This is a genomic window from Paenibacillus vini (assembly GCF_018403325.1).
GTDB lineage: Bacteria > Bacillota > Bacilli > Paenibacillales > Paenibacillaceae > Fontibacillus > Fontibacillus vini.
In genome coordinates this window covers 207,924-228,340 of record NZ_BOSL01000005.1, presented here as the reverse complement: position 1 = coordinate 228,340, position 20,417 = coordinate 207,924, and the positions used below count along the sequence as shown (strand labels likewise).

General features: G+C 46.1%; 19 protein-coding genes. 7 read left to right on the top strand and 12 right to left on the bottom strand.

The annotated features are described in order from the left end of the window. Nucleotides 1-245: 245 nt before the first annotated feature. Genes KJS57_RS10155 through KJS57_RS10145 form a run of 3 tightly spaced genes read right to left on the bottom strand, consistent with a single transcriptional unit; the run spans nt 246 to nt 3,423 of the window. Entirely contained in the window at nt 246-1,472 is a 1,227-nt protein-coding gene (locus KJS57_RS10155; RefSeq protein WP_213654688.1) for an RtcB family protein, read from the bottom strand. Next, nucleotides 1,472-2,272, bottom strand: a complete 801-nt coding sequence (locus KJS57_RS10150; protein WP_213654687.1) for a nucleotidyltransferase domain-containing protein — start codon at nt 2,270-2,272, stop codon at nt 1,472-1,474. Before KJS57_RS10150 ends, KJS57_RS10155 begins: the two co-directional genes overlap by 1 nt. Before the next feature lie 35 nt (nt 2,273-2,307). Continuing rightward, nucleotides 2,308-3,423 (bottom strand): slipin family protein, encoded by a 1,116-nt coding sequence (locus KJS57_RS10145; RefSeq protein WP_213654686.1) that lies wholly within the window; start codon nt 3,421-3,423, stop codon nt 2,308-2,310. Between the two features lie 582 nt (nt 3,424-4,005). Between KJS57_RS10145 and KJS57_RS10140 the strand changes: the two genes are divergently transcribed. Genes KJS57_RS10140 through KJS57_RS10125 form a run of 4 tightly spaced genes read left to right on the top strand, consistent with a single transcriptional unit; the run spans nt 4,006 to nt 7,751 of the window. Next, nucleotides 4,006-5,316, top strand: a complete 1,311-nt coding sequence (locus KJS57_RS10140) for a helix-turn-helix transcriptional regulator (protein ID WP_211022882.1) — start codon at nt 4,006-4,008, stop codon at nt 5,314-5,316. After that, on the top strand, nt 5,303-6,130 hold the full coding sequence (locus tag KJS57_RS10135) for a WYL domain-containing protein (RefSeq protein ID WP_213654685.1): 828 nt from the start codon (nt 5,303-5,305) through the stop codon (nt 6,128-6,130). The genes KJS57_RS10140 and KJS57_RS10135 overlap by 14 nt, the downstream gene beginning before the upstream one ends. Next, a complete protein-coding gene (locus tag KJS57_RS10130) occupies nt 6,127-6,624 on the top strand; it encodes a DUF6985 domain-containing protein (protein WP_213654684.1) in 498 nt (165 codons plus the stop codon). The genes KJS57_RS10135 and KJS57_RS10130 overlap by 4 nt, the downstream gene beginning before the upstream one ends. Beyond that, nucleotides 6,621-7,751: an SMI1/KNR4 family protein gene (locus KJS57_RS10125; protein WP_213654683.1), complete on the top strand. Its 1,131-nt coding sequence runs from the start codon at nt 6,621-6,623 to the stop codon at nt 7,749-7,751. The genes KJS57_RS10130 and KJS57_RS10125 overlap by 4 nt, the downstream gene beginning before the upstream one ends. Nucleotides 7,752-7,812: 61 nt before the next feature. Here KJS57_RS10125 and KJS57_RS10120 read toward each other — a convergent pair whose 3' ends face one another. The 6 genes from KJS57_RS10120 to KJS57_RS10095 form a co-directional block, all read right to left on the bottom strand. After that, a complete protein-coding gene (locus KJS57_RS10120; RefSeq protein ID WP_213654682.1) occupies nt 7,813-8,703 on the bottom strand; it encodes a spermine/spermidine synthase domain-containing protein in 891 nt (296 codons plus the stop codon). A gap of 74 nt (nt 8,704-8,777) precedes the next feature. Next, nucleotides 8,778-9,461 carry a restriction endonuclease gene (locus KJS57_RS10115; protein WP_244861483.1) on the bottom strand — a complete coding sequence of 228 codons (684 nt, stop codon included), beginning with the start codon at nt 9,459-9,461 and terminating at the stop codon, nt 8,778-8,780. A gap of 192 nt (nt 9,462-9,653) precedes the next feature. Beyond that, on the bottom strand, nt 9,654-10,307 hold the full coding sequence (locus tag KJS57_RS10110) for a copper amine oxidase N-terminal domain-containing protein (RefSeq protein ID WP_213654680.1): 654 nt from the start codon (nt 10,305-10,307) through the stop codon (nt 9,654-9,656). Nucleotides 10,308-10,433: 126 nt separating this feature from the next. Further along, on the bottom strand, nt 10,434-11,597 hold the full coding sequence (locus KJS57_RS10105) for a DUF4317 domain-containing protein (protein WP_213654679.1): 1,164 nt from the start codon (nt 11,595-11,597) through the stop codon (nt 10,434-10,436). A gap of 94 nt (nt 11,598-11,691) precedes the next feature. Beyond that, nucleotides 11,692-12,270, bottom strand: coding sequence for a DUF4256 domain-containing protein (locus KJS57_RS10100; RefSeq protein ID WP_213654678.1), 579 nt, complete (start codon nt 12,268-12,270; stop codon nt 11,692-11,694). A gap of 50 nt (nt 12,271-12,320) precedes the next feature. Next, entirely contained in the window at nt 12,321-13,226 is a 906-nt protein-coding gene (locus KJS57_RS10095) for a putative RNA methyltransferase (protein ID WP_244861473.1), read from the bottom strand. Nucleotides 13,227-13,573: 347 nt separating this feature from the next. Between KJS57_RS10095 and KJS57_RS10090 the strand changes: the two genes are divergently transcribed. From KJS57_RS10090 to KJS57_RS10080, 3 genes are all read left to right on the top strand, one after another. After that, complete coding sequence (locus KJS57_RS10090) at nt 13,574-14,194, top strand: TetR/AcrR family transcriptional regulator (RefSeq protein WP_244861472.1); 621 nt, start codon at nt 13,574-13,576, stop codon at nt 14,192-14,194. A 25-nt stretch (nt 14,195-14,219) separates the two neighbouring features. Continuing rightward, nucleotides 14,220-16,667: an MMPL family transporter gene (locus KJS57_RS10085; protein ID WP_213654676.1), complete on the top strand. Its 2,448-nt coding sequence runs from the start codon at nt 14,220-14,222 to the stop codon at nt 16,665-16,667. A gap of 158 nt (nt 16,668-16,825) precedes the next feature. Next, nucleotides 16,826-17,425: a group-specific protein gene (locus tag KJS57_RS10080; protein WP_213654675.1), complete on the top strand. Its 600-nt coding sequence runs from the start codon at nt 16,826-16,828 to the stop codon at nt 17,423-17,425. A gap of 155 nt (nt 17,426-17,580) precedes the next feature. Here the strand turns inward: KJS57_RS10080 and KJS57_RS10075 are convergent, their stop codons facing one another. The 3 genes from KJS57_RS10075 to KJS57_RS10065 form a co-directional block, all read right to left on the bottom strand. Beyond that, nucleotides 17,581-18,147, bottom strand: coding sequence for a GNAT family N-acetyltransferase (locus KJS57_RS10075; protein ID WP_213654674.1), 567 nt, complete (start codon nt 18,145-18,147; stop codon nt 17,581-17,583). 127 nt (nt 18,148-18,274) lie between these two features. Next, a complete protein-coding gene (locus KJS57_RS10070) occupies nt 18,275-19,357 on the bottom strand; it encodes a nucleotidyltransferase domain-containing protein (RefSeq protein ID WP_213654673.1) in 1,083 nt (360 codons plus the stop codon). Between the two features lie 268 nt (nt 19,358-19,625). Next, a complete protein-coding gene (locus KJS57_RS10065; protein ID WP_213654672.1) occupies nt 19,626-20,336 on the bottom strand; it encodes a transglutaminase domain-containing protein in 711 nt (236 codons plus the stop codon). Nucleotides 20,337-20,417: the final 81 nt, after the last annotated feature.

Genomic DNA, 20,417 nt, shown 5'->3' with positions numbered 1-20,417 from the left:
AGAACCCAGACCGATTCTTCATTTTCGTATTCTCAACAATAGAATAAGCCCACCAGCTTAACCAAAACTGGTGGGCTTGTATTATCGTTGCAAACCGTAGGTGCCATACCTGACAGTTCTCTGATTTCTCGCGTCATACATTTGGGAAGAGCAAATTAATAAACGTCACCGCGATTAAAGACACCTCCATCATGGAGTTTTCTAATGATTTCATTACACAGGAGTTGGAACTGATGAACTAGGCTTCAGTCCTTATACGGATCAAACTCATCCGCCCCGGCCATACAAACGCCGATCGGCTTCAAAACATGCATAACCTCGATCGTTTCGGCATGCGCATCCAGCACTTCTTGAAGCTTCCGATATACAAAAGGACTCTCGTCCGTTCCCGCTCCGCGCAATTCTACCCCGAAGCTTCGAACCGCCTCCATCATTTGCTCCGTGCTGATTTGACCGCCGCTGCGGGTTCGGGTTTTCCAGTTCATTTTCCCGGCAGCCTGGGTCCGGCTCATGGTTCGCCCGGCTCCGTGCACCGTGCTATAGTAAGCCTCCCGGTTCTCTGTGCTGTCTTTCCCTTTTACGATCACGGAAATATCCCCCATACTGCCGCCGATGAAACCAACCTGGCCGGGCGCGGATGGAGTCGCCCCTTTACGGACAACGACGACTTCTTTGCCGTCATGCGTTTCCTTCCAAGCATAGTTATGGTGGTTGTGCACTTCAAGGTCCGCTTCCGCTCCCAAAATTGCCAGCACCTGCTGAATCACATAGTCCCTTCCGGCATACGCATACCGTCCCGCCAGCTTCATCGCCCGGTAATACATATCGCCCAGCTCGCTGTTCAGATCAAGCAGCACAGGCGGCTGATCCATCTTTTCACCGGGAGCGCTCGCAAGGAATGTTCTGCCGGCAGCCAGATTAAGAAAACCGCTTGCCGTTTTATGGCCAAATCCCCGGCTTCCAAAATGATTCGCGATCCACAAACGTCCGGTTCCCGCTTCTTCAAACAAATCTACAAAGTGATTGCCGCTGCCGACGGTGCCCAGCTGACTTTGCGCCAATGCCTTCAACTTGTCGTGTTCCTGGCTGCCTACCGCCTTATAAACTGCCCAATCCGGATCATCGAAAAGATCATGGTCGACCTGTTCATGATTGACCCGACCGATCCCGAAGGAGACTTTACGGGCAATCTGATCCATCACCCGCGCCAAGTCAGGCTTCATATCCGACGCGAATAAGTTGGTTCTCACCGCTTTATTTCCGCATGCAATATCATAACCGACCCCGGAAGGAGAGATTTGCCCGTCATAAACGACAACTCCGCCGATCGGCTGACTGTATCCTTTATGATGATCCGCCATCAGCAAAGTTTGAACTACATTGCCGGTTTCCGCGCACGTTTTCGCTTGAGCCAGCGCTCCATCATCGGGCTTTCCCCAAACCCGCACTCCGTCTATATTTTGATAAGTCATTAGTTTCTCCAATCCTTTCCCCATACTTCCTCTAACACGGTCCGGAACAGATCGTCCAGCCGCTGACTTTGGTCCCCGCCGGACGGGGGCATGCTCGCCGCCATCTCTTCGTAATACTGTATTCTATCCTCCAAAAATACGTTGATCGGCTCGATTCTCGGTTCGTAATCCATCTCGTCGCCTGCCTTTTTACGAACAAGCAATCCGTCGATCATCGTTTTTAGCTGGCTGTCCTTTGGAACTAGGTCATCGACCAGCCGGTCAAATTCTACCGGGGGCATGGTATCATGTCTTTCGATCCATTCGCAAGCCAATAGCGGACGAAGGACATAGAAGTATTTTTTGATTTTTACCCGTTCACCCTGGAGGTACTCCCGATAATTTCCTTTTGCCATGTGCAGATAGTGGTAAATACATGACTTCGGGGAAAAGGTGAGCGGCACAATGCGACGGATTTGATCCGCAATCACATGGTTCTCCCTATATACAATCGGGGATTGAAGCCACTCGAGCAGCGGCGGATTCGATTTACGGAACAGGTTCAAGGCTTTGCGCAAATCCCACCCGTTGATATCCAGCATATCGCTGATCGGGCGCTCGATAACATCCCGTTTTTCAAATATCGATAGGTACCAATCTAAAGGCCTGACATAAATAAATCTGACGTCGTAGTCGCTATCCTTTGAGGGGAAGCCCCACGCCCGGCTGCCCGATTCGCAAGCATACAAGATCCGGACGTTCTCCTCTTGCTCAATCCGCTCCAGTGAAGCCAATATTTGTTGATGGTAACTACTGCTCATATAAAACCCTCCTCACCAAACCCCTGTGATGTTCATTATTTGCTTGCCGCCTTATTCTCACCAATAAGTGAGCTTAAACGTTCCAACAGATCCCCGCCGCCCGTTAAAGAGATCGAACCGATCTTTTCGCATATCTTCTCTAAAAACTCCAGCTCTTTCAACCGGAACAACGTCTGGTTCTCATCCATCAACTTCGCCGTATTCAGCAAGCTTCGGGTCGATGCCGTTTCTTCCCGGCGAGTGATCAAATTCGCTTGGGCCTTCTTCTCCGCAAGCAGGACGGTATTTAGGATATCTTTCATTTCTCCCGGTAAAATAACATCCTTAACTCCCGCACCCAGAAATTGCACCCCATACTCCTCACTCTTCTCATGTAAACGGGACAGGATGAACGATGCGACGTCCTCTTTCCGTTTCAAAAGATCATCCAATTTAAGAGTTCCGACATATTCCCGGAGCATCAGTTGAAGCTGGATATGAATTTGCTCTTCGAACGATTTGATCTCCAAGGCGCGCAGCGGCTTTATGATTCTGTATTGGCAAACGAAATTCAAACGCAGCGACACTTTGTCTTCCGTCATGATCTCCTGGCCGATAAGATCCATTTGCTGCTGCCTCATATCCATCGTTTTGACCACGACCGAAACGGGACCTCTCCAGAAGTAGTATTTTCCAGGTGTGAGCTCTCGTTGCAGAACATGATCATAAAATAAAAACCCGGTTTCATAATTCGCAATTTCGCAGGATTGCACATAAGCCGTAAGCTTCGTCAGAACCGAACGGTCGATCTCGGCAGGCAGCTCGGGCTGTCTAATATCCGTGTGCAAGAAGGCATTCTTTTTCAGTATATTCCAAAAAGCATAGACGCCAGGCTTCAACAGTTGCACGAATTGACCGTCTTCATAATGCAGGACATACTCATGATCTTGTACCCGTACGATATCAAGTTCTTGCACAAGAGCTTCATCATGGAGAAACAGCTGCAAGTCTCTCCCTTCAACAACGAACGGTTCCGTGATATTCATGATCACAACCGTAGTTTGCGACCAGGCCGAAAAGTGATAAGTCCCCGGATTAAGCTCTTTTGTATAACTTCCTTTATGAAAAAGCAAACCGCGCTCATCAGCTTGAATGATAACTTTTATAAACATATGAATTACTCCCTTCATGTTTTGACCAATGGATTTGGAATCCCACTGAGGTACAGGCGGAACCTCGTTTTAGCTGGGCGATCTGCGGGTGATTTGTAAGGATATGAGATTCAGAAGGATGATCCGACTTCAATCGTCCTGCTTACTCCTCCATCCGACTAAAGTTCCCCGGAGCTGCGCGCCACCGGTATCCACGGGTTGCAAAGCCTTTCCTGCAGTGCGCTCCTGCTAGCCGCTAGGGATTCCTTCCTTTGGTCTTTGTTCAATTTTCGCTCGATTGGAAGTCGAGTGCTCTACCAGAATCGCTCCCTAGGCGATTGGGGAATCGAACCCCAAATGGAGTTCTTACCGATTGGGTTCGTACAGGATACCGCGACATAATATGTACGGCACTGCGGGATAAACCGATATCCTCGCCTCGTTACGACCGCCCGCATAAGAACTGTTTATATAATCGCTCATTTCTAACTGACCGAACATGGCGAAAGTATTACGACCGGGATAATAATTTTCCATCTCACCCAAATCTCTCCCCTCTGCTACAATGGAAGAAGATGATTTATTCGAACGGGGGATATCTTTTTGGCTAAGGAAAGCTTTGATAAAGAAATCCAATTTCTGCGTATGTTAGTGCTGACAAGCGGTGCTTTTAGCAGACAACAGTTCGCGGAGAGATTGGGTATTTCCGTCCACACTTTTGATAAAACAATCCGAAGGCTCAAAGAAGTCGTAAACTCCATGCATCCGCATTTGCCGCAGGAACAGAACAAGGATTTTTCCGAGTCCCTTCGCTTCAGTTATTATGACTCCACCGACCCTTTGCTCTTGTTCCTGTTTCGCGCTAAATCCGTTAAGGAGTCCGAGAGTCAAAGAATCTCGCTGCTGTTAGCTGCGATGAATGATCAGGCCTTGACTGCAATGGAACTCTTGGATACCTGCTGCAGCAGCTTACCTTCAGGACTTCCTATGCCTGACGAGAAGACCATTCGGTCGGATCTCAAGTACTTGGAAGAGGTCGGCGTCATCAAAAGAGATCCGGGGCCCCGTCCGTACCGTTACCGTATTAAAGACGACTTGGTACGGACTTTATCCGATGAAGAGCTTATCGACTTGTATGATTTTGTGGATGTGATGGCGAACACACAGGTTCCTTCCGTGCAAGGGTATCTGCTGCGTGACGGGCTCAAGAAGCAGCTTTCGCGCAATCAGTTTGAACAGCATGCCGTAGAGCCATTTCTATACAAGTACCACTATTACTCACGAATCTTGGATGAGGCGCATCTGTTCACGCTCCTTCATGCCATCCGTCACCGCCGCAAAGTCCGTTTTCTTTACTTTTCGCCCAAATCCGAAAAAAGCTACGCCTCCAAGAACACCAATCCTCTCTTTGAGCGGGACACAAATGGCAAAACCCAAAAGACGCTTCCGCTTAAACTGGTGTACGACCATCAATATGGAAGATGGTATTTGCTTTCTTACGGACGGGAAGGGATCCGGAAATACCGTATGGAGGGAATCACACAAATCGAAGAGGATGAATCCGTAGATGAGACTTGGTATGCGGAAAAGCAACATGAACTCGCCGAGAAAATCAGATATAGCTGGCTGATCGATACCGGACGGCCTGTGAAGGTACGCGTTCGTTTCTATAATCCGGGAGGCTCTGAACCGAACTTCGTCAAAGAGAGGGTCATTCTGCAGGGACAATGGGGACAGATTGTGTATGAAGATGAGCATTGCTTTATTTATGAAATCACCGTAAACGGGACTACCGAGATCAAGCCGTGGTTGCGCAGTTTCGGCTCCAGCTGCGAGGTTTTGGAACCCGTTTCGCTGCGCCGCCAAATGATAGACGAATGGAAGGAGATTCAGGCATACTATGAATCTGTTTGAGAAAATATTCAATCACCAGATCATTTCCCGCTTGGAGGACTCCGGCACCTTCATGGTCACCTCGCATGAACGGGCCTGGCTGAAGACGATGCTCGAGCATCCCGCGGCGGCGGAAGCTTTCACGGCGGACACGTTGGATAAGCTGCGCTCCGCTCTTGAGCCGGATCAGGTTATGGACATATCCCACCATTTGATCGAAAAAGCCCGCACCATGGAAAAACAGGTCTACCATCCACTCCTGAGGCCTTTACGCCGTCTCATCATGAATAAAACAGGCATCCGCATCACGTATGAAATCAAGGGGGGCCGGGTGAAGACCGACCATTCCGGGTTTCCTTATAAACTGGAGTACTCGATGGTCAAACGGGAGTGGTACTTGCTCTGGTATCATACCCGGCATCGCGCCCTCATGAGCACCAGGCTGAACAAAATCCATTCTGCCCTGCCAGAAGCTATCGAGCCGTCAGCAGCGGAGAACATTCTGAAGATAATCGGAAACACGCTGGATTCGCGCAAAAGCGAAGCAATCATCGAAATTGTCCGTGTATATAACGAAGAGCTGTCCCGCATTCTTTACGCCTTCTCCAGCTTCGAAAAAAGCGTGGAGTACGATGAAGAGAAAGATACCTATCAAATCAAGGTTTCTTTACTCGGGGATGAAATGGAGTATTTGCTCTCCAAGATTCGTTTTCTCGGGAAACGGGTCCGGGTGGTGGAGGGTGATTATTTAAAGAAGCGGATGCTGGAATCATCGACGAAGGCATTGGAGCGGTATGAGGCAGACAGGATTTCGAATGAGGAGGAAGTATCTTGACCGAAAAATTCCATCTGGATCGCGTAGGGATAGAGGATCCGTTAGATGAAAGCAGGTTATCCGGGTATGGGCCACTTGCTTTGTTTGATTGTGAAGTTGAATATCGCTTTAGTACGGAGGATATGAGCTTGGAGGAAGCCGAGCTTTATATCCACAACGTCCTGAATCAGTTGCCCCCGGAAACCATTAACGAAATCTGCAAAAAAGCCTGCGAATGGAAGATCGATAAGATGAACAGCGACACAGCCGATTACCCAGATGGCCTTTCCGAAGCTGCGGGCAGAGATATCCTGACATTCATCGGTGTCGGTGAAGTTGAGCTTTATCGGAATCCTCAGGATAGAAATGATCCTGTATTCGGAGCCATTCTGGGAGGGGGCACGGAATGGGACACTGAAAACGGCATGGAGATTATTATTCGGGGCAATGAGGTTCTGGAGGTGCGAGAGTTTTTGGGATATGGCGGGTATGGAATTTGGAAGGATAGTGAATGATGTTTGAGCAAACCAGTGAATTCATCCATAAAGTGATCCTGTTGCTGGAGGAGTATGGAAGCTATCAAGGGCAGGCTCCTTATACTTTTAACGAGAAATTATCGATTAGCGAGGTTGAAAAGTTTGAATCGGCAGCCGGTGTCAGACTCCCACAGGACTATCGGGATTTTCTGATCCATATAGGAAACGGAGCTGCAGCAAAGCAGCAGTTTCCCCTATCCCTGTCGCACGCCAAGGATTGCATGGACTCCTGTTTACAGGAGGAGATCGGACTAGAATATATCGGCCGTCCATTCAGCGCGGATACCTGCAACAAGGCCTTCCAAAACGAAGATGATTTGGTTGACGATATGGATGATGACGATGCTGAGGAGTATTTTAATCAACTCTATAGAGATGCATTGCAAGGCACGCTAACCCTGCATCATGACGGGTGCGGATACTATATTGTAATGGTGGTTTCCGGCGAATCCGCCGGCCAGGTGTATTATATAGATACCTGTCATGGACAAGGAATACGTAAGATCAGCGACTCCTTTGCGGAGTATTACTTGAAGACGCTTGAACGTAAAATACTGGAGAGACGAGCGGACCTGGATCGAAATGATAAATTTGAGTGCGTAATTACCCAGGTCAGACTAGGCGGAAATGTCCGGGATTTAACGGTAACTAAAACAAAGCTCCCCTACGAATTTCAATTCGAATACTTTTGCCCAAGTGACTTTGCCCGTGAAGGGGAACGTACCGAGCTGACAAAAGTTCAAGACCGGTTGGTCGTCTCCTTGTATATGAAAAACGTATCCTTTAGCCCTTTAGATTACAAGAAGTTAGATAAAAGCGTCAGCCCGCCCCCTTCCCAGCCCGATAAATCGTCCGATCGTCATTTGCAGCTTATTGGAGAAAGATCCGAGCATATCGTGATCGGGCAAGTCCGAAGATTATTTAAATATGATACGGGCGAATTGGCATTCCCACTCTATGTTCAAGGGCTTGAACAAGAGATTCTTATCCAGGGATTAGACATTCCCGATTTGTCGGTAGGTGAGATGCTAGAGATTCGAGGGAGGTTGTGCGGAGAGGTTTATCAGATCACTTCGCCCGACTCAAGAAAAAAGACACTCGGTTAATGTCGCCGAGTGTCTTTTATGTCTTAAAATCCACAAATCTTACGATGCATCAGGCAGTAAACTACATATAACACAAGATCGACTTTTCGATCCAATACGTAAATACCGTATCAGGATGGCTATTCTTCTCAATCTCTTTCATCTTCAAATACATGTCCATGCCGTCGGAAACGTCATGCCATAAATCAGTGAACACGAAATCGTATTTCCCCTTAGACAGATGTTCCTGGGCGAACTCAAAAGCTTCTGCCTGGATGACATTAATCTTATGTGCATGCTTGAATTGCGGGAGCACATGTGTTTGAAACAGCTCGATCACATCTTTATTCAGATCCACAATCGTAACGCTCTCCACGTTCTCTTTTTCGGAAACCATATAGGCATAATAGCCGAGCCCGAGTCCAAAAGTAAGTACATGACCGAACGCTTGATCGATCGGCTCCCTCATCGTTTCGATTTCATTCGGCGTAATCGTCATCCAGATTCGATCATTTTCAAGCACTGCCGGGAATCTGAATTCCGTATCAAAAAATCCGATTTGAGGGATTTGCCGCCCCTCTTCCGTTCGGAGGATATCATTGCACACAAAGCCTTCAAAAGGCTTGTATTGTTCATATTTCAATTCGCTCTTGCCGATTTTGATACTCGGGATCTTGATGTTCTTATAATAGGCGTTCTCGTAATATTCGTTAGCATCCAGTTTATGAATCATCCGGTCAAAATACTTGTTGAACAATTCCTTATCGCCCGCATTGTCAACCACATCCAGCCCAAACGCGGCAGCCAAGATCAGCTTAAACGCATATTCCGAAGATACGCCGCTGTTTATGACCTCATCCATTTCTTCTTTATCTATATAGTCTGGTGCGTTATTTAAATAGTGGCTAAGCAAAGCAAATACTTTGTAATTGTCCTGTTTGATTTTATCCGATACGATCTCATGATTCTCCATGTCCTCACCCGTTTCTGTGTCTTTTTACAATATTAATACTACTACGAGTATGGACTGAAGTGCTCTCCTCGAATCTATAAAGTTTTAGTATTTCGACAACTTGGAAAATTACTACACCCCATAAATTCAACGCCTTGTTTGCTCTTTCTTCGTACCATTGGGGCACCACATTTACAAGTCAGAGTACTTGATGCAGCAACGTTCTTTTGAGTTTTCGCGAGATTCGTTTTTGTCTGGCCTTTATTTTGACGTTTATTACTTGGCTGCCATTTCCCCCAAGTTCTTAGCTTTTGCTCAACAAGCGAACCATGCCAGTAGTCGACTTTGAACTGTTCAGCTTCCTTTTTGGCTTGGAGGGTGAGATCTGATGTGGTTATAAGCAGTGAAAGAATGCAGTCATGATTTCGTTTAGCCGCAACCAGTTCGCGCACAGTCGTCACGGAAATATGATTATGATCAGCGTAGCACTTAGCCTGCACCGCAGTCTTTTCGCCACGTTTATCGACAATAACAAGATCTACACCACCGTCATTTCCCCCTACACCTACTTCTTTCACAGTGTACCCCTGGTCGCGGAAGTAAAGAGCTAATAACCTCTCGAATTCCGCCCCGGATAAATCTTCTAATCGGCTGGTTAATATAGTCTCATCACTTCTACAACTCTTACTTGACCGTCTTATTGTACCTTTACTACCAGATTGCAGTTTCGTCGATTTATTTCTCTGATTTTTCTTGTTTCGTCTCTTCCGAGTCCACATTCCCCCTAGGATTTCCGCTACCAAAACGGAAACAAGTAGAATTCCGAAGAAGAACCCCCAGTGTAGTCCTGGGATGCTAAAGTAAACCGTCAGTCCCCCAATAATAAATATGCCTCTTAGGACATAAGCGAGTTGTCTGCCTTCCGCATAGTAAGTTCTGGCCATTGATGTTAATCTATCCTCCCAATCTAATTAAATTGAAATTTCAAGCGTGTTACTGCTGGATTTATATTCGATGCTTGCTCCTAATCCTCTGGCGAAAACTTGGGCAGGAACATATGTAGTCCCATTAATCGCCTTAGGAGCTGCGCTTGCTGTCTCGGAAGTACCATTATAGAACACCTTTTTGCTTCCAATCGTAAGTGTGACTTTACGGTCCCCTTTTGTTACTTCAATCGTGCCGCTTTCCTTATCAAAAGTAGTCGTAGCACCCAGACCCTCAGCAATTTCGCGCAAAGGAACAAGATTGGTATTTTGATAAATTACAGGTTGGCTGCTGAAGCTGAGCTTCTCGCCATTTACGTAAACCTCAAGCCCGGACTCCTTATAAGCAGGCGTTGATGGTTTTGGGGTGGAGCTTTTTTTAGAGGTGGAGCTCTTAGGTGTAGTAGAAGATTTAGTGCTCGAACTGGAGGAAGATGAACTCTTGGATGAGGAATCCTTAGATGATGAGCCCTTGCCGTTGTGATAATGGTATTCTCCATATTCCAATCCCCATTTGGTGCAGTTTGTCTTGCAGGTATGCCCACCTTTGGAATCCGTCCTGCCTGGATGCGCAGAGATAACAGACATACTAGAGAATATTAATAATAGAGCTAGAGAACCAGAAACCCATATTTTTCTCATAGATCATCGACTCCTTTTTAGTAAAATATACCTATATAAAGTAGCATAACCTTAAGATGGTATACGGGCAACTCAAAAAAAGAAACGCCCGATTCTGAAATCAGGCGCTTCCCTAATTGCTATTTACTATAAAGTCTCTGTGCTGAGCGTAAATCCTTCGACCATTACATCTTCGTCGACTTCAATCATAAGGCATCGTCTGCCTTGAAAGTTCACTTGCTTTACATACTTTAAATCTTGCGGGCTGATCGAAATCGTGGCCACCTTCGTATCGATCTTGATCGATTTCGAAGTGAATTTCGGCATAACGCTGCTAGCCTTCATTTCATAGTATCTATCGTCGATGATATTGTGAAACGCCCGTTCCACTTTTTCCGATGTCACGTTCTCTACTCCGCTTACCGACAGCACGCGTTCCACATCTTTATAATCCAACGTCGGCGGTTCTTCCTCCTCGTGGGTTTCGATCACCTGGTAGATTTCCTCATACACATTGGAGAGAGTAGCCGCATCCAGTTCCTCGCCTGCCACTTCCTTCACGATATCTTCGAAGTAGACTCTCTCTTCCTGCGCAGTTATGGACTTTTCGGCGTTCAGAACCTGCTCGATGAAATGCAGATCCGGATCATTCGCTCTCCCCGTACAATACAGAATACGATTCACATCGGAACTGTTGTCAGTCACGCTAGGGTAAAAGAACCCCTGCTCCGGCGAGCTTAACTTGATGATCGGATCTACCATGACATTGTACTTAAACTCCCTCTCCACATAGTCAAACAGGAGAGTTTTACGTTGCTGCTCCGTGGAATTCACGCTGCATAAAATAAACGGATGCGCAAACATCTCGTCCTTACCGGTTTCCTCGGCTTCTTCATTTCGGGCCTTGGTCGGACGATAGTACTGTCCGCGAACGAAAGTGATTACCGTATCCTTTTCATAGCGGGTGTCAGCCAGCATTTTATCCACCAAATGCAGCATCAGATCCTGCCATTCGTCCGGATCCCCCGTAACCAAGCCTTGATGAAGCAGCACTCGTGTCGGATCCTCTGCCTCCTCTTGGAACTTCAATTCAAACAGCTTTTGATCCAATTCCCCGGTCAGCAGCTTCTTGAAATTGCCCATATGCAATTCCTGCTTCTCCCTATCAACCAGGCCAAACGGCAGGCGTTCCCAATGATAGATCTCGTTGCTGTCCTTCATAATATACACGTTGAGAATGTCGAAAATATTCATTAAATCGTGATCCAGCTTAAATTGCTTCCGTATATGTGCGACTTCTTTCTTCATCATGGTTCGTCAGACATCTCCTACGAGTAAATTGGCGGTTCCTATCGATCATATTTTGTCATTAAAAAAGCAAGCTCCCATCGGCCTCCGCCAGGATCTAGACCCTTATCAATCCGCGAAACCCTCTGGCAGCATAATAAGATTCTGCTCCATTGTGGTACACAAAGACCGTATCATAGCGACGATCACAAAAGATGGCGCCGCCAAGTTTTCTAATATTATCGGGTGTCTTCACCCAGCTCGAGCTTTTCAAATCAAAGTTTCCAAGCTTCTGCAGCTCCCGGTATTGTTCTTCGGATAAAAGCTCGATACCCATCGCAGCCGCCATATCTATCGCGTTATTTTGCGGTTTATGCTCTTTCCGCGATTCCAGCGCTTCACGATCGTAACACACACTTCTGCGACCCTTGGGGCTTTCCGCCGAACAATCGCAAAAAACGTACTCGCCCGTCTGCTTGTCATGATCAACGACATCCGGCTCGCCGCCGGTTCGCTCCATTTCATGAAGGGACCATAACTTTTCCGGTTGAGCTTCGAGCTTGGCTTGTACACCAGCCCATTCAAGTTCTTGATGGCGGTCCATATTTTTATCAAACCGTGTCTTCAATGTTTGAAGCAGTCCATCATGTTGTTCAGAAGACAACACTTTTTCACTGCCGTTGGAACTCTTCGCCATATTCATTTCCCCCTTCAAACATGTCTGTCATAAAATCCATACTACCAGATTTATCGGCGGTTTGCTTCTTGCGATCGAGAGCCAAGCAAGATAGAAAAATCAAAAGTGATCTCTCCCTTAATCCGACTCCATGCTTGCTCTTTTAACTCTTCCGTCGCCCCCCAAGACAATGGAGTCATATGAACCAATTGTTTAATATCTTCACGGTCCATACTCACACCATACTGAACACGCTGAATATCAACCAGATCAAAATGATGTTTGAACAGCTCCATCGTTTTTTGATTGGAGTAGATATCCCTATCCGTGCTTTTATAGAATATCCCTCTCAACTCTTGGAGGTAGCGGGCTTCGGGAATCACCTTTATTACCATTCCCTGATCCTGAAGGATTCTCTGGAAACCGGAATAGTTAGATGGCGATAAAATATTCAGAATAAAGTTGAATTGTTTATCCGCAAACGTCGGCTTTGCTAGATCGGCAACGCACCAGATGGTTTTGGAAGGCAAATTCGAGGCCATATGGATGCCTTCTTTAGAAATATCCATGCCTATCCCTAACAGATTACATTCGGATTGAGCCATTATCTTGTGTTGAATATCGGATAAATGCGAGCCCTCGCCGCATCCGGCATCCAGTATTTTTATCGTTTGATGTGATGGTTTCAACTCTCTTAGGATGTTATCGCAGATTCGGGCCATCAGAGGCTCAAAAAAGCCTTTGTCACTAATTGTCTTTCGGGCTTCGAACAGTTTTTTATCATATTTAGTCTTTAAAGCGTGGGTTGTTAAGTTTACATATCCCTTCTTTGACAGATCAAAGCAATGACGGTTGGAACAAATTAAACTCTTTAAATCTACAACCTGCATGGAATGTAAACAGATAGGGCAAATAAAAATATGTTCATATTCTGAAAGAAGACGTGCGGTGGTAAACTTCCCTTTTTTGGACAACACAAAGAACACCTCATTCATTCGTATTAGTTAATGAAAAAGGCACAGTTAAATAAACCCAAGCATCCTTGTTCAAAAAATGCCGAGCTTACAATACTGTACCTATCATTAACGTAAACGAATGAATTTGATGATCATCGATAACAACTCCTATAGAAGAATCCGGGAGATGCGGTAGCGCACCTCCTAACATTATATCTAGAATAATATGGTTTGTGTAAGATTAAGAATTCCCATTTTAAAATGTTTGGTTTCCCATTGTGCAATGTTGCCCATTGGGCAATAATATATTATATTAAATAAAGTTCAGGTTTAATATATCGAATTCAAGAAAGGAGGGCGCATGGATCTTGGACCCCAAGCCAACCAATTTGCGCGACAAAAAAAAGGAAGCCACCGCCTATGCTTTGGCTGAGGCCTCCTTTAGGCTTGCGCTTGAACGAGGCATGGACGGATTCATCGTCGAAGACGTCGTCCGGCAGGCCGGCTACTCCCGCAGAACCTTTGCCAATTACTTTTCGTGTAAAGAGGAAGCGGTAGCGGCCTATTTTATAGGCAGTTCCTCCAATGAAGATGCGAAGTTACAGTTTGCGGGCTTGCCTCCGGATGCGACCCCGCTCGATGCGCTGTATAGCTTGCTGAAGCTGCAGTTTACTTCCGAGTTTCTGTTCAAACTGAGACAGTTTGTATCGTTAGCGAATCAGTATCCGACGTTGGAGCCTTATATCCTCAACGTATTGCGACGCCTGCAGACCGCTGCCCAGGAAGTGCTTGAACAGTTCTCCCAAGGTCGTTATGCCGACGGGTATACCCATCTTCTTGCCGGTGCCGTCTACGGAGCGTTCGTGCCTATTCTGGACGGGCGATTGAACGTCCTTCTGCCGGGCGAATCACAAGATGTTCGCCCGGATGCGATATCGTTCGATCAGTATTTGAATTCCATGTTTGCTTATTTACGCAACGGCTTCTAACCCAGAGAGATAAAGGAGAAATCATATGTCAACATTTCTTTACCGATTAGGAAAATCGGCTTATTCCAAACCTTGGTATTTCCTCATGGCCTGGATCGTCATTCTCGGTGTTGTGGGCACTCTGCTCGGCATCAATGGCATCCAATCCAGCTCCGAAATGAAAATCGAAGGCACGGAATCGCAAAAAGTGCTGGATATGTTGGCTGAGGAGCTTCCTGCCGCTGCCGGCGGACAGGCGAGCGTTGCTTTCACCGCTCCGGACGGAGAACGTCTGGATACGCCGGAACGGGTAGCCTTGATCATGAAGGCTATCAATGATGTCTACAACATGGACTACATCATTAACCCTATGGAACTTGCCGCTCAAGCCGCAGCCGCAGGTCAAGCTGGCGCATCAGGCCAAGCAGACGCGGCGGCTCAAGGCGCGGCTTTAGACCCAACGGCTGCGGCAGATCCATCAAACGCGGCAGACCCATCAGCCGCAGCTGCCGATCAAGCCGCCGCAGCAGGGCAAGCAGACGCGGCGGCTCAAGCAGCTGCAGCCGGACAAACCGCGGCCGCAGGCCAAGCGGCTCCTTACGGCCCGCTCATGGCGGATGGCGTTCCTGTTCCAGGCGTCATGCTGTCCGCAGATGGCAGCATCGCCCTGTTCCAGTTCCAGTTTACCGTTCAGCAAACGTCGCTGCCTGCTTCAGTACCGGATAACGTCATCAAGGCCGTTACTGAAGTTGAGCAAGCAGGCTCCGGCATCACGGCCATTCCAAGCGATTCGCTGAAGAGTACGCCATCCATCGGATCCACGGAAGCGATCGGCGTGGCGGTAGCCGCAGTTGTGCTGTTTATTACGCTCGGTTCGATTGTTGCCGCCGGGCTGCCGCTGATCACCGCGCTCCTCGGCGTTGCGATCAGCGTGGGAGGCGCGTTTGCCCTCTCCAGCGTCATCCAGATGAATGATATAACTCCGATTCTTGCCGTGATGATCGGCCTGGCGGTCGGCATCGACTACTCGCTGTTTATCGTGAATCGGCAGCGCCGTTTAATTCTCGATGAGAAATTAAGCGCCCGCGAAGCGGCAAGCCGGGCGGTTGGTACTGCCGGCAGCGCTGTATTTTTCGCCGGACTGACCGTCATTATCGCCCTTTGCGGCATGCTGGTTATCGGCATCGGCTTCTTGTCGACCATGGCTCTGGTTGCCGCTGTCAGCGTTCTGATTACCGTCCTGTTGGCGCTAACCTTGCTGCCTGCCCTACTGGGACTGGTCGGCGAACGGATCTGCACAACCAAAGCCCGCAACAAGAGCGCGGCCGCCGGAAACAAAGCCCGTCACGGGTTCTCGCACCGCTGGGCAAACGCTACGGTGAAATACCGCTGGATCATTATTGTTCTGGTGGTCTTGGTGCTTGGAACAGCAGCGATTCCAGTAACGAAAATGGAGCTTGGTATTCCGTCCGGGGCCTCGGCCAACTTGGATACCCCGGCACGCCAAAGCTACGACGTCATCTCCAAAGGATTCGGAGAAGGCTTTAACGGACCTTTGCTGCTGGTAGCCGAGCCGAAAAATGAGTCCGATAAAATTTCGATGGAAAGTCTGGGCAAGCTGATTCAAGAACTGCAAATGCATGATAATGTCACGCTTGTGACCCCAATGGGAGTCAACGAGACCGGGGATATCGCCATTATCAGCCTGATCCCGAAAACCGGCCCAACCGATACGGAAACGAGAGATCTGGTTCATGATCTGCGCGATCCCGATTCCAGCTTCGCCTCGGCAAGCGATGTCAAGCTCGGTGTGACCGGCTTTACCGCCATTAACATCGATATGTCATCCAAGCTTTCCGAAGCATTTCCTGTATATATCGGCATTATCGTAATTCTGTCGCTGATCATCCTGCTGCTCGTTTTCCGTTCGATCATCGTTCCGATCAAAGCGACGGTCGGCTTTATCCTCAGCGTCCTCGCCACTTTCGGCCTGACTACGGCCGTCTACCAGTGGGGATGGCTGCACTCCCTCTTCGGCTTTGACACGGGGGGACAGCTGCTCAGCTTTATGCCGATTCTGGTCACCGGTATTCTGTACGGACTGGCCATGGATTATCAAGTATTCCTGGTCAGCTCCATGCGCGAAGCCTACGTGCACGGACGTCATGGCAACGAAAGCGTTGTTCACGGCTACGAGCTTGCCAGCCGTGTCGTGCTGGCCGCAGGCATTATCATGGTTTCCGTGTTTGCCGGCTTTATTTTCGCACCTGACGCTATGATCAAGCAGATCGGGTTCGCCCTGGCATTCGGTATCCTGATTGATGCTTTCATCATACGCATGACACTCGTTCCAGCCGTAATGTCGGTCTTTGGCGACAAAGCCTGGTGGCTTCCGAAATGGCTGGACCGGTTGCTTCCGAATCTGGATGTCGAAGGCGACAAGCTGATTGCCAAGCTGCATGCCGTGGACTCCCAAAGCAACGGCAAGAAATAATACCACCATTGATCGTTACTAGAATACAGCAGAAGGGTTCAAGAACCGTATTCGGTTCTCGAACCCTTCTTATTTTTTCAAACTATAAACCCAGCAGTAGTTGGTGATAAAATATGGTAAGTAGTAATGAATTACACCAAAATTCGGAGGTAGCAGGCTTGCAAATACAAAACCCATTCGTTATTGAAAGTGACGCTCCCTATTCCTTGAATTATTTAGTCTATATTCAAAACGCGTATTTGAACAGTAAAAGTGATGAAAGTATAAACCCTAAATTTCCATATATCGATGTATCAAAATGGGCGCTTATTGACGATGAACTATTTTTAATTAGATTTAATGAGATCTGGGAACAAGTATTACGCAACATTGCGACTAATGGGCACTTTGACCATAATGCAGTCTTAACAGATAATAAAGCCCTCTTTAGGCCCTTATTTCAAACTAACCTAAATGGGGAAACGGGTTATTCTGAAAGTATAAAATCCTTTTCAGCTTGGTGGAATGGACTTGCAGGCCGGATCGCCGTTGAACATTTTTTAGATAACCAGATATTTGGAATTTATCAAGAGATGTCCCAGACCATTAAAAAAGATAAGCATTTGAAGATTAGTTTGGTATACGACAAATTCCCCTTAGGAAGATTACAAATCCTTCCGTGGTGCGCTGTTCTTCCAATAGAAGACATCTTTCAGTATAAGAAAAACAAGGATATCATTCCAATGCTATTAAGTTGCTGTAATCAAGAAATATCTTAGTAGACTTAACAACCAAAAGAGATTAAATGCAATTCACTAAAATTAACAAGGTTTCGAAATCGAGCAACTCCTTACATATGGAAATGAAGAAGTTATCCTATTAATTCAGAAGCAGTTTCCACAAAAGAGCTGCTTCTTTTATTATTCAGGGGGAACTATCCCAGGTCTTCTTTCAGAATACTGTAAAGCTCTATATCGATAATTCCTTTACCTGCCCATAGCGTTGCTTGTCTTAATGTTCCCTCTTTGACGAAGCCATTCTTCAACAAAACCTTCTTTGAAGTCTCATTTTGAGGCATTACTTCAGCCTGAATTCTATTGACATGAACCTCCGTAAGCAAAAAGTCTATTAATATTTTCAGCGCTTCGGTAGCGATCCCTTTTCCCCAATTTGATTCCGACAAAAAGTAACCCACCGTCACTGCGTTTACCTTTTGATTAAAGTCGGCAGCTTCAATAATTCCAAGCAATCTCTCAGGTTCAGAATTGGCGAATATCCCCCATTTCACCCTGGACCTTTTATTATAATCTCTCTCGAAGTGGCCGATCGTATTTTTAACAGTAGCTTTGTTGTGTTTGGGGATGATGCCGCAGAATTCAAATACTTTGTCATTGTTGTAAATTTCAAAAATTTCGTCAAGATGATGATCTTCAATCTTCTTCAACAGGAAATTATCTGATTTTAGGTTGGGAAACTGCTCAAAGACTGCTTCAATGTTCACTCCGTCACGGCTTCCTTCCGTAGAATTATTTATACCCTCTTCTTGATCGATAGATCGATATGTATAATTCTACCTTGCATCGCAGTTTGCCTCTTCCTGCATATTGCTAAATTATAATGAAAAATTGCTATAATTTCATATACTGGTCATAAAGCTGCTCAAATAAGTCGTATCGTTCCACTTTTCTTCCGGCTTTATTGTATTCATCCAGATAATCATCCATCGCCTGCAGGAATTTATCTTTAAACAAATAAAGATCATCGGCATCAAAATATTGCATAAGGTCCATTTTCTTCGTTCCGATCGATTTGGTCATTTCATCAACGAAGTTCTGAGCACCCATCGCTGCATGAAAGGCGTATGACTTGTCATTTAATTCGGCACTTTCGATAACTTTGTTGCGATAATTGCACCACAATTCTTCGTATGTACCACGGAGGTTATCGAATGTCGGGAGGGGTTGCACGCTAAATTCCTTATCCATCCTGTGATGGAGGTCATTCATGCTTTTCAGTAATCGAAAAGAAGCACTTCTGATTTCATCCACCGTTTTCGCCTCAATCACGGCCATATAGTTATGTTCGTAATTTTCAGGGATAAAACGGTATTCCTTGGTTTCCTCCAGGTATCTCTTTATGCCACGTTTCAAATAAGTATTGTTCAGATGGGTCAATGCGTTTACCAGGTTATACACAACTTCGCAAGAAGCATACCGCACCGTTCCGGGATCCTCCGAAAGCAAGGTATTGGCATACTCCTGTTTCGCCAAATCAATGTGTTGTTTCGCTCTCTCAATACACTCCCTGCCAATCGGCTTGGCTAAAGTGTCCAGTGCTCTTTGTTTAAAGGAATTGAATTTCTCCATATACTCCGGCTTTGCGCAATATAAAATCTGCAAATCAATCAGATGCGAAACCATCGCACTCTCGAGATTGGCTGCGGCCTCTATTCTGGTTTCCCACGGAGTACAATATAAATCGTATCCAACATCACCTAATATAAAACACGACGATATTCCCCAGCCGCGGTCCGTATTATTGATGATAATGAGATCAAGGTCGCTTTTTTCATGAAAATCCCCTGTATTAAACGACCCCGTCAACCCAATGATCGCAATGTCCTCGGGAAAATCCCGCTTGGCGCGGTCAATCACCATACGAATCAAATTTTCGTTTTTCTCGATAAGCATTTGTCTGATAGTATCATCCATCAAGTTCAGCCTCCCCTCGTCGATCCCAGTCTGATTCCATTATATAAGCGTACCAGCTTGAGTTATATTCCATGTTCCCTTATAAAAAAGAAATCCCTTTAATTATCAATTATCAGATAACCTAGTAACCCGCTTATTGTTGCATTCTCTAATTTAAGATTAGATGATTCATAATAAACGTCTTCTATGACTTGATAAATGTCATCTTCACTTACATCATCGTTTAATCGAACAATGAAGTTCTTATCATTGCCTTTTAGGTAGATTATTACAAACAGAAAGGGCTGGAAGTTAATTCTTCAACAGAATATAAAAATATCCTTTTGAAAAAGGAGTTATCTTCACTTGCAAATTTCTTTAACCCTTGATCTGTCCAATATTTATTATTAAAAGTAAATTCTAAATCCTCTGCGGTTTCATCGTCAGAATTGTATAGTAAGTAACGGATCCCCGTGTTGGTTCCATTATTTGTTGGATCCACATTGTACCACTTTCCGTTGATTTCCACCTTGTTCCACGCATGAGGGACGCCTCCAAGGTAACCTGTAACGACAATGCTGTCTAATCCTGCTATATCACTAAGCAGCTTGTAGACTGCCGCGTAACTGGCACATACCCCTACCTTATTCACTATAATTCCATAGGCTGTAAAAGAATCATTGTATTTTTTATCAACCGTTTTAAAGTTGTTCGCCTCTGCATTTGCCAAGGCAGCGTCATCATATTTGGCATGATCATTTAAATAATCATAAATGGCTTGCCGCTTCTCATCATCACTCATCCCATTGGTTATGATTTGCGAGATGATGCTGTTCGCTTCTTTCATAATTTCCTTTTGCTTTTCGGCAATATTGTCCTTGTCATCGCTATAATCGATATAAAGAGTCGATGTCTTATAATCGAATCCATAACTCTCAATATCTAATATTAGTGGATTTTGATATTTTACTTTTAGTAGTGTATCCGATAAAAAATCCATATTTAGAGCCTCTGGGAATGGAACTGACCCCATAACGTGAGACAAATTAAAACACCTTCAAGAGAATGCAACCATGTCGTA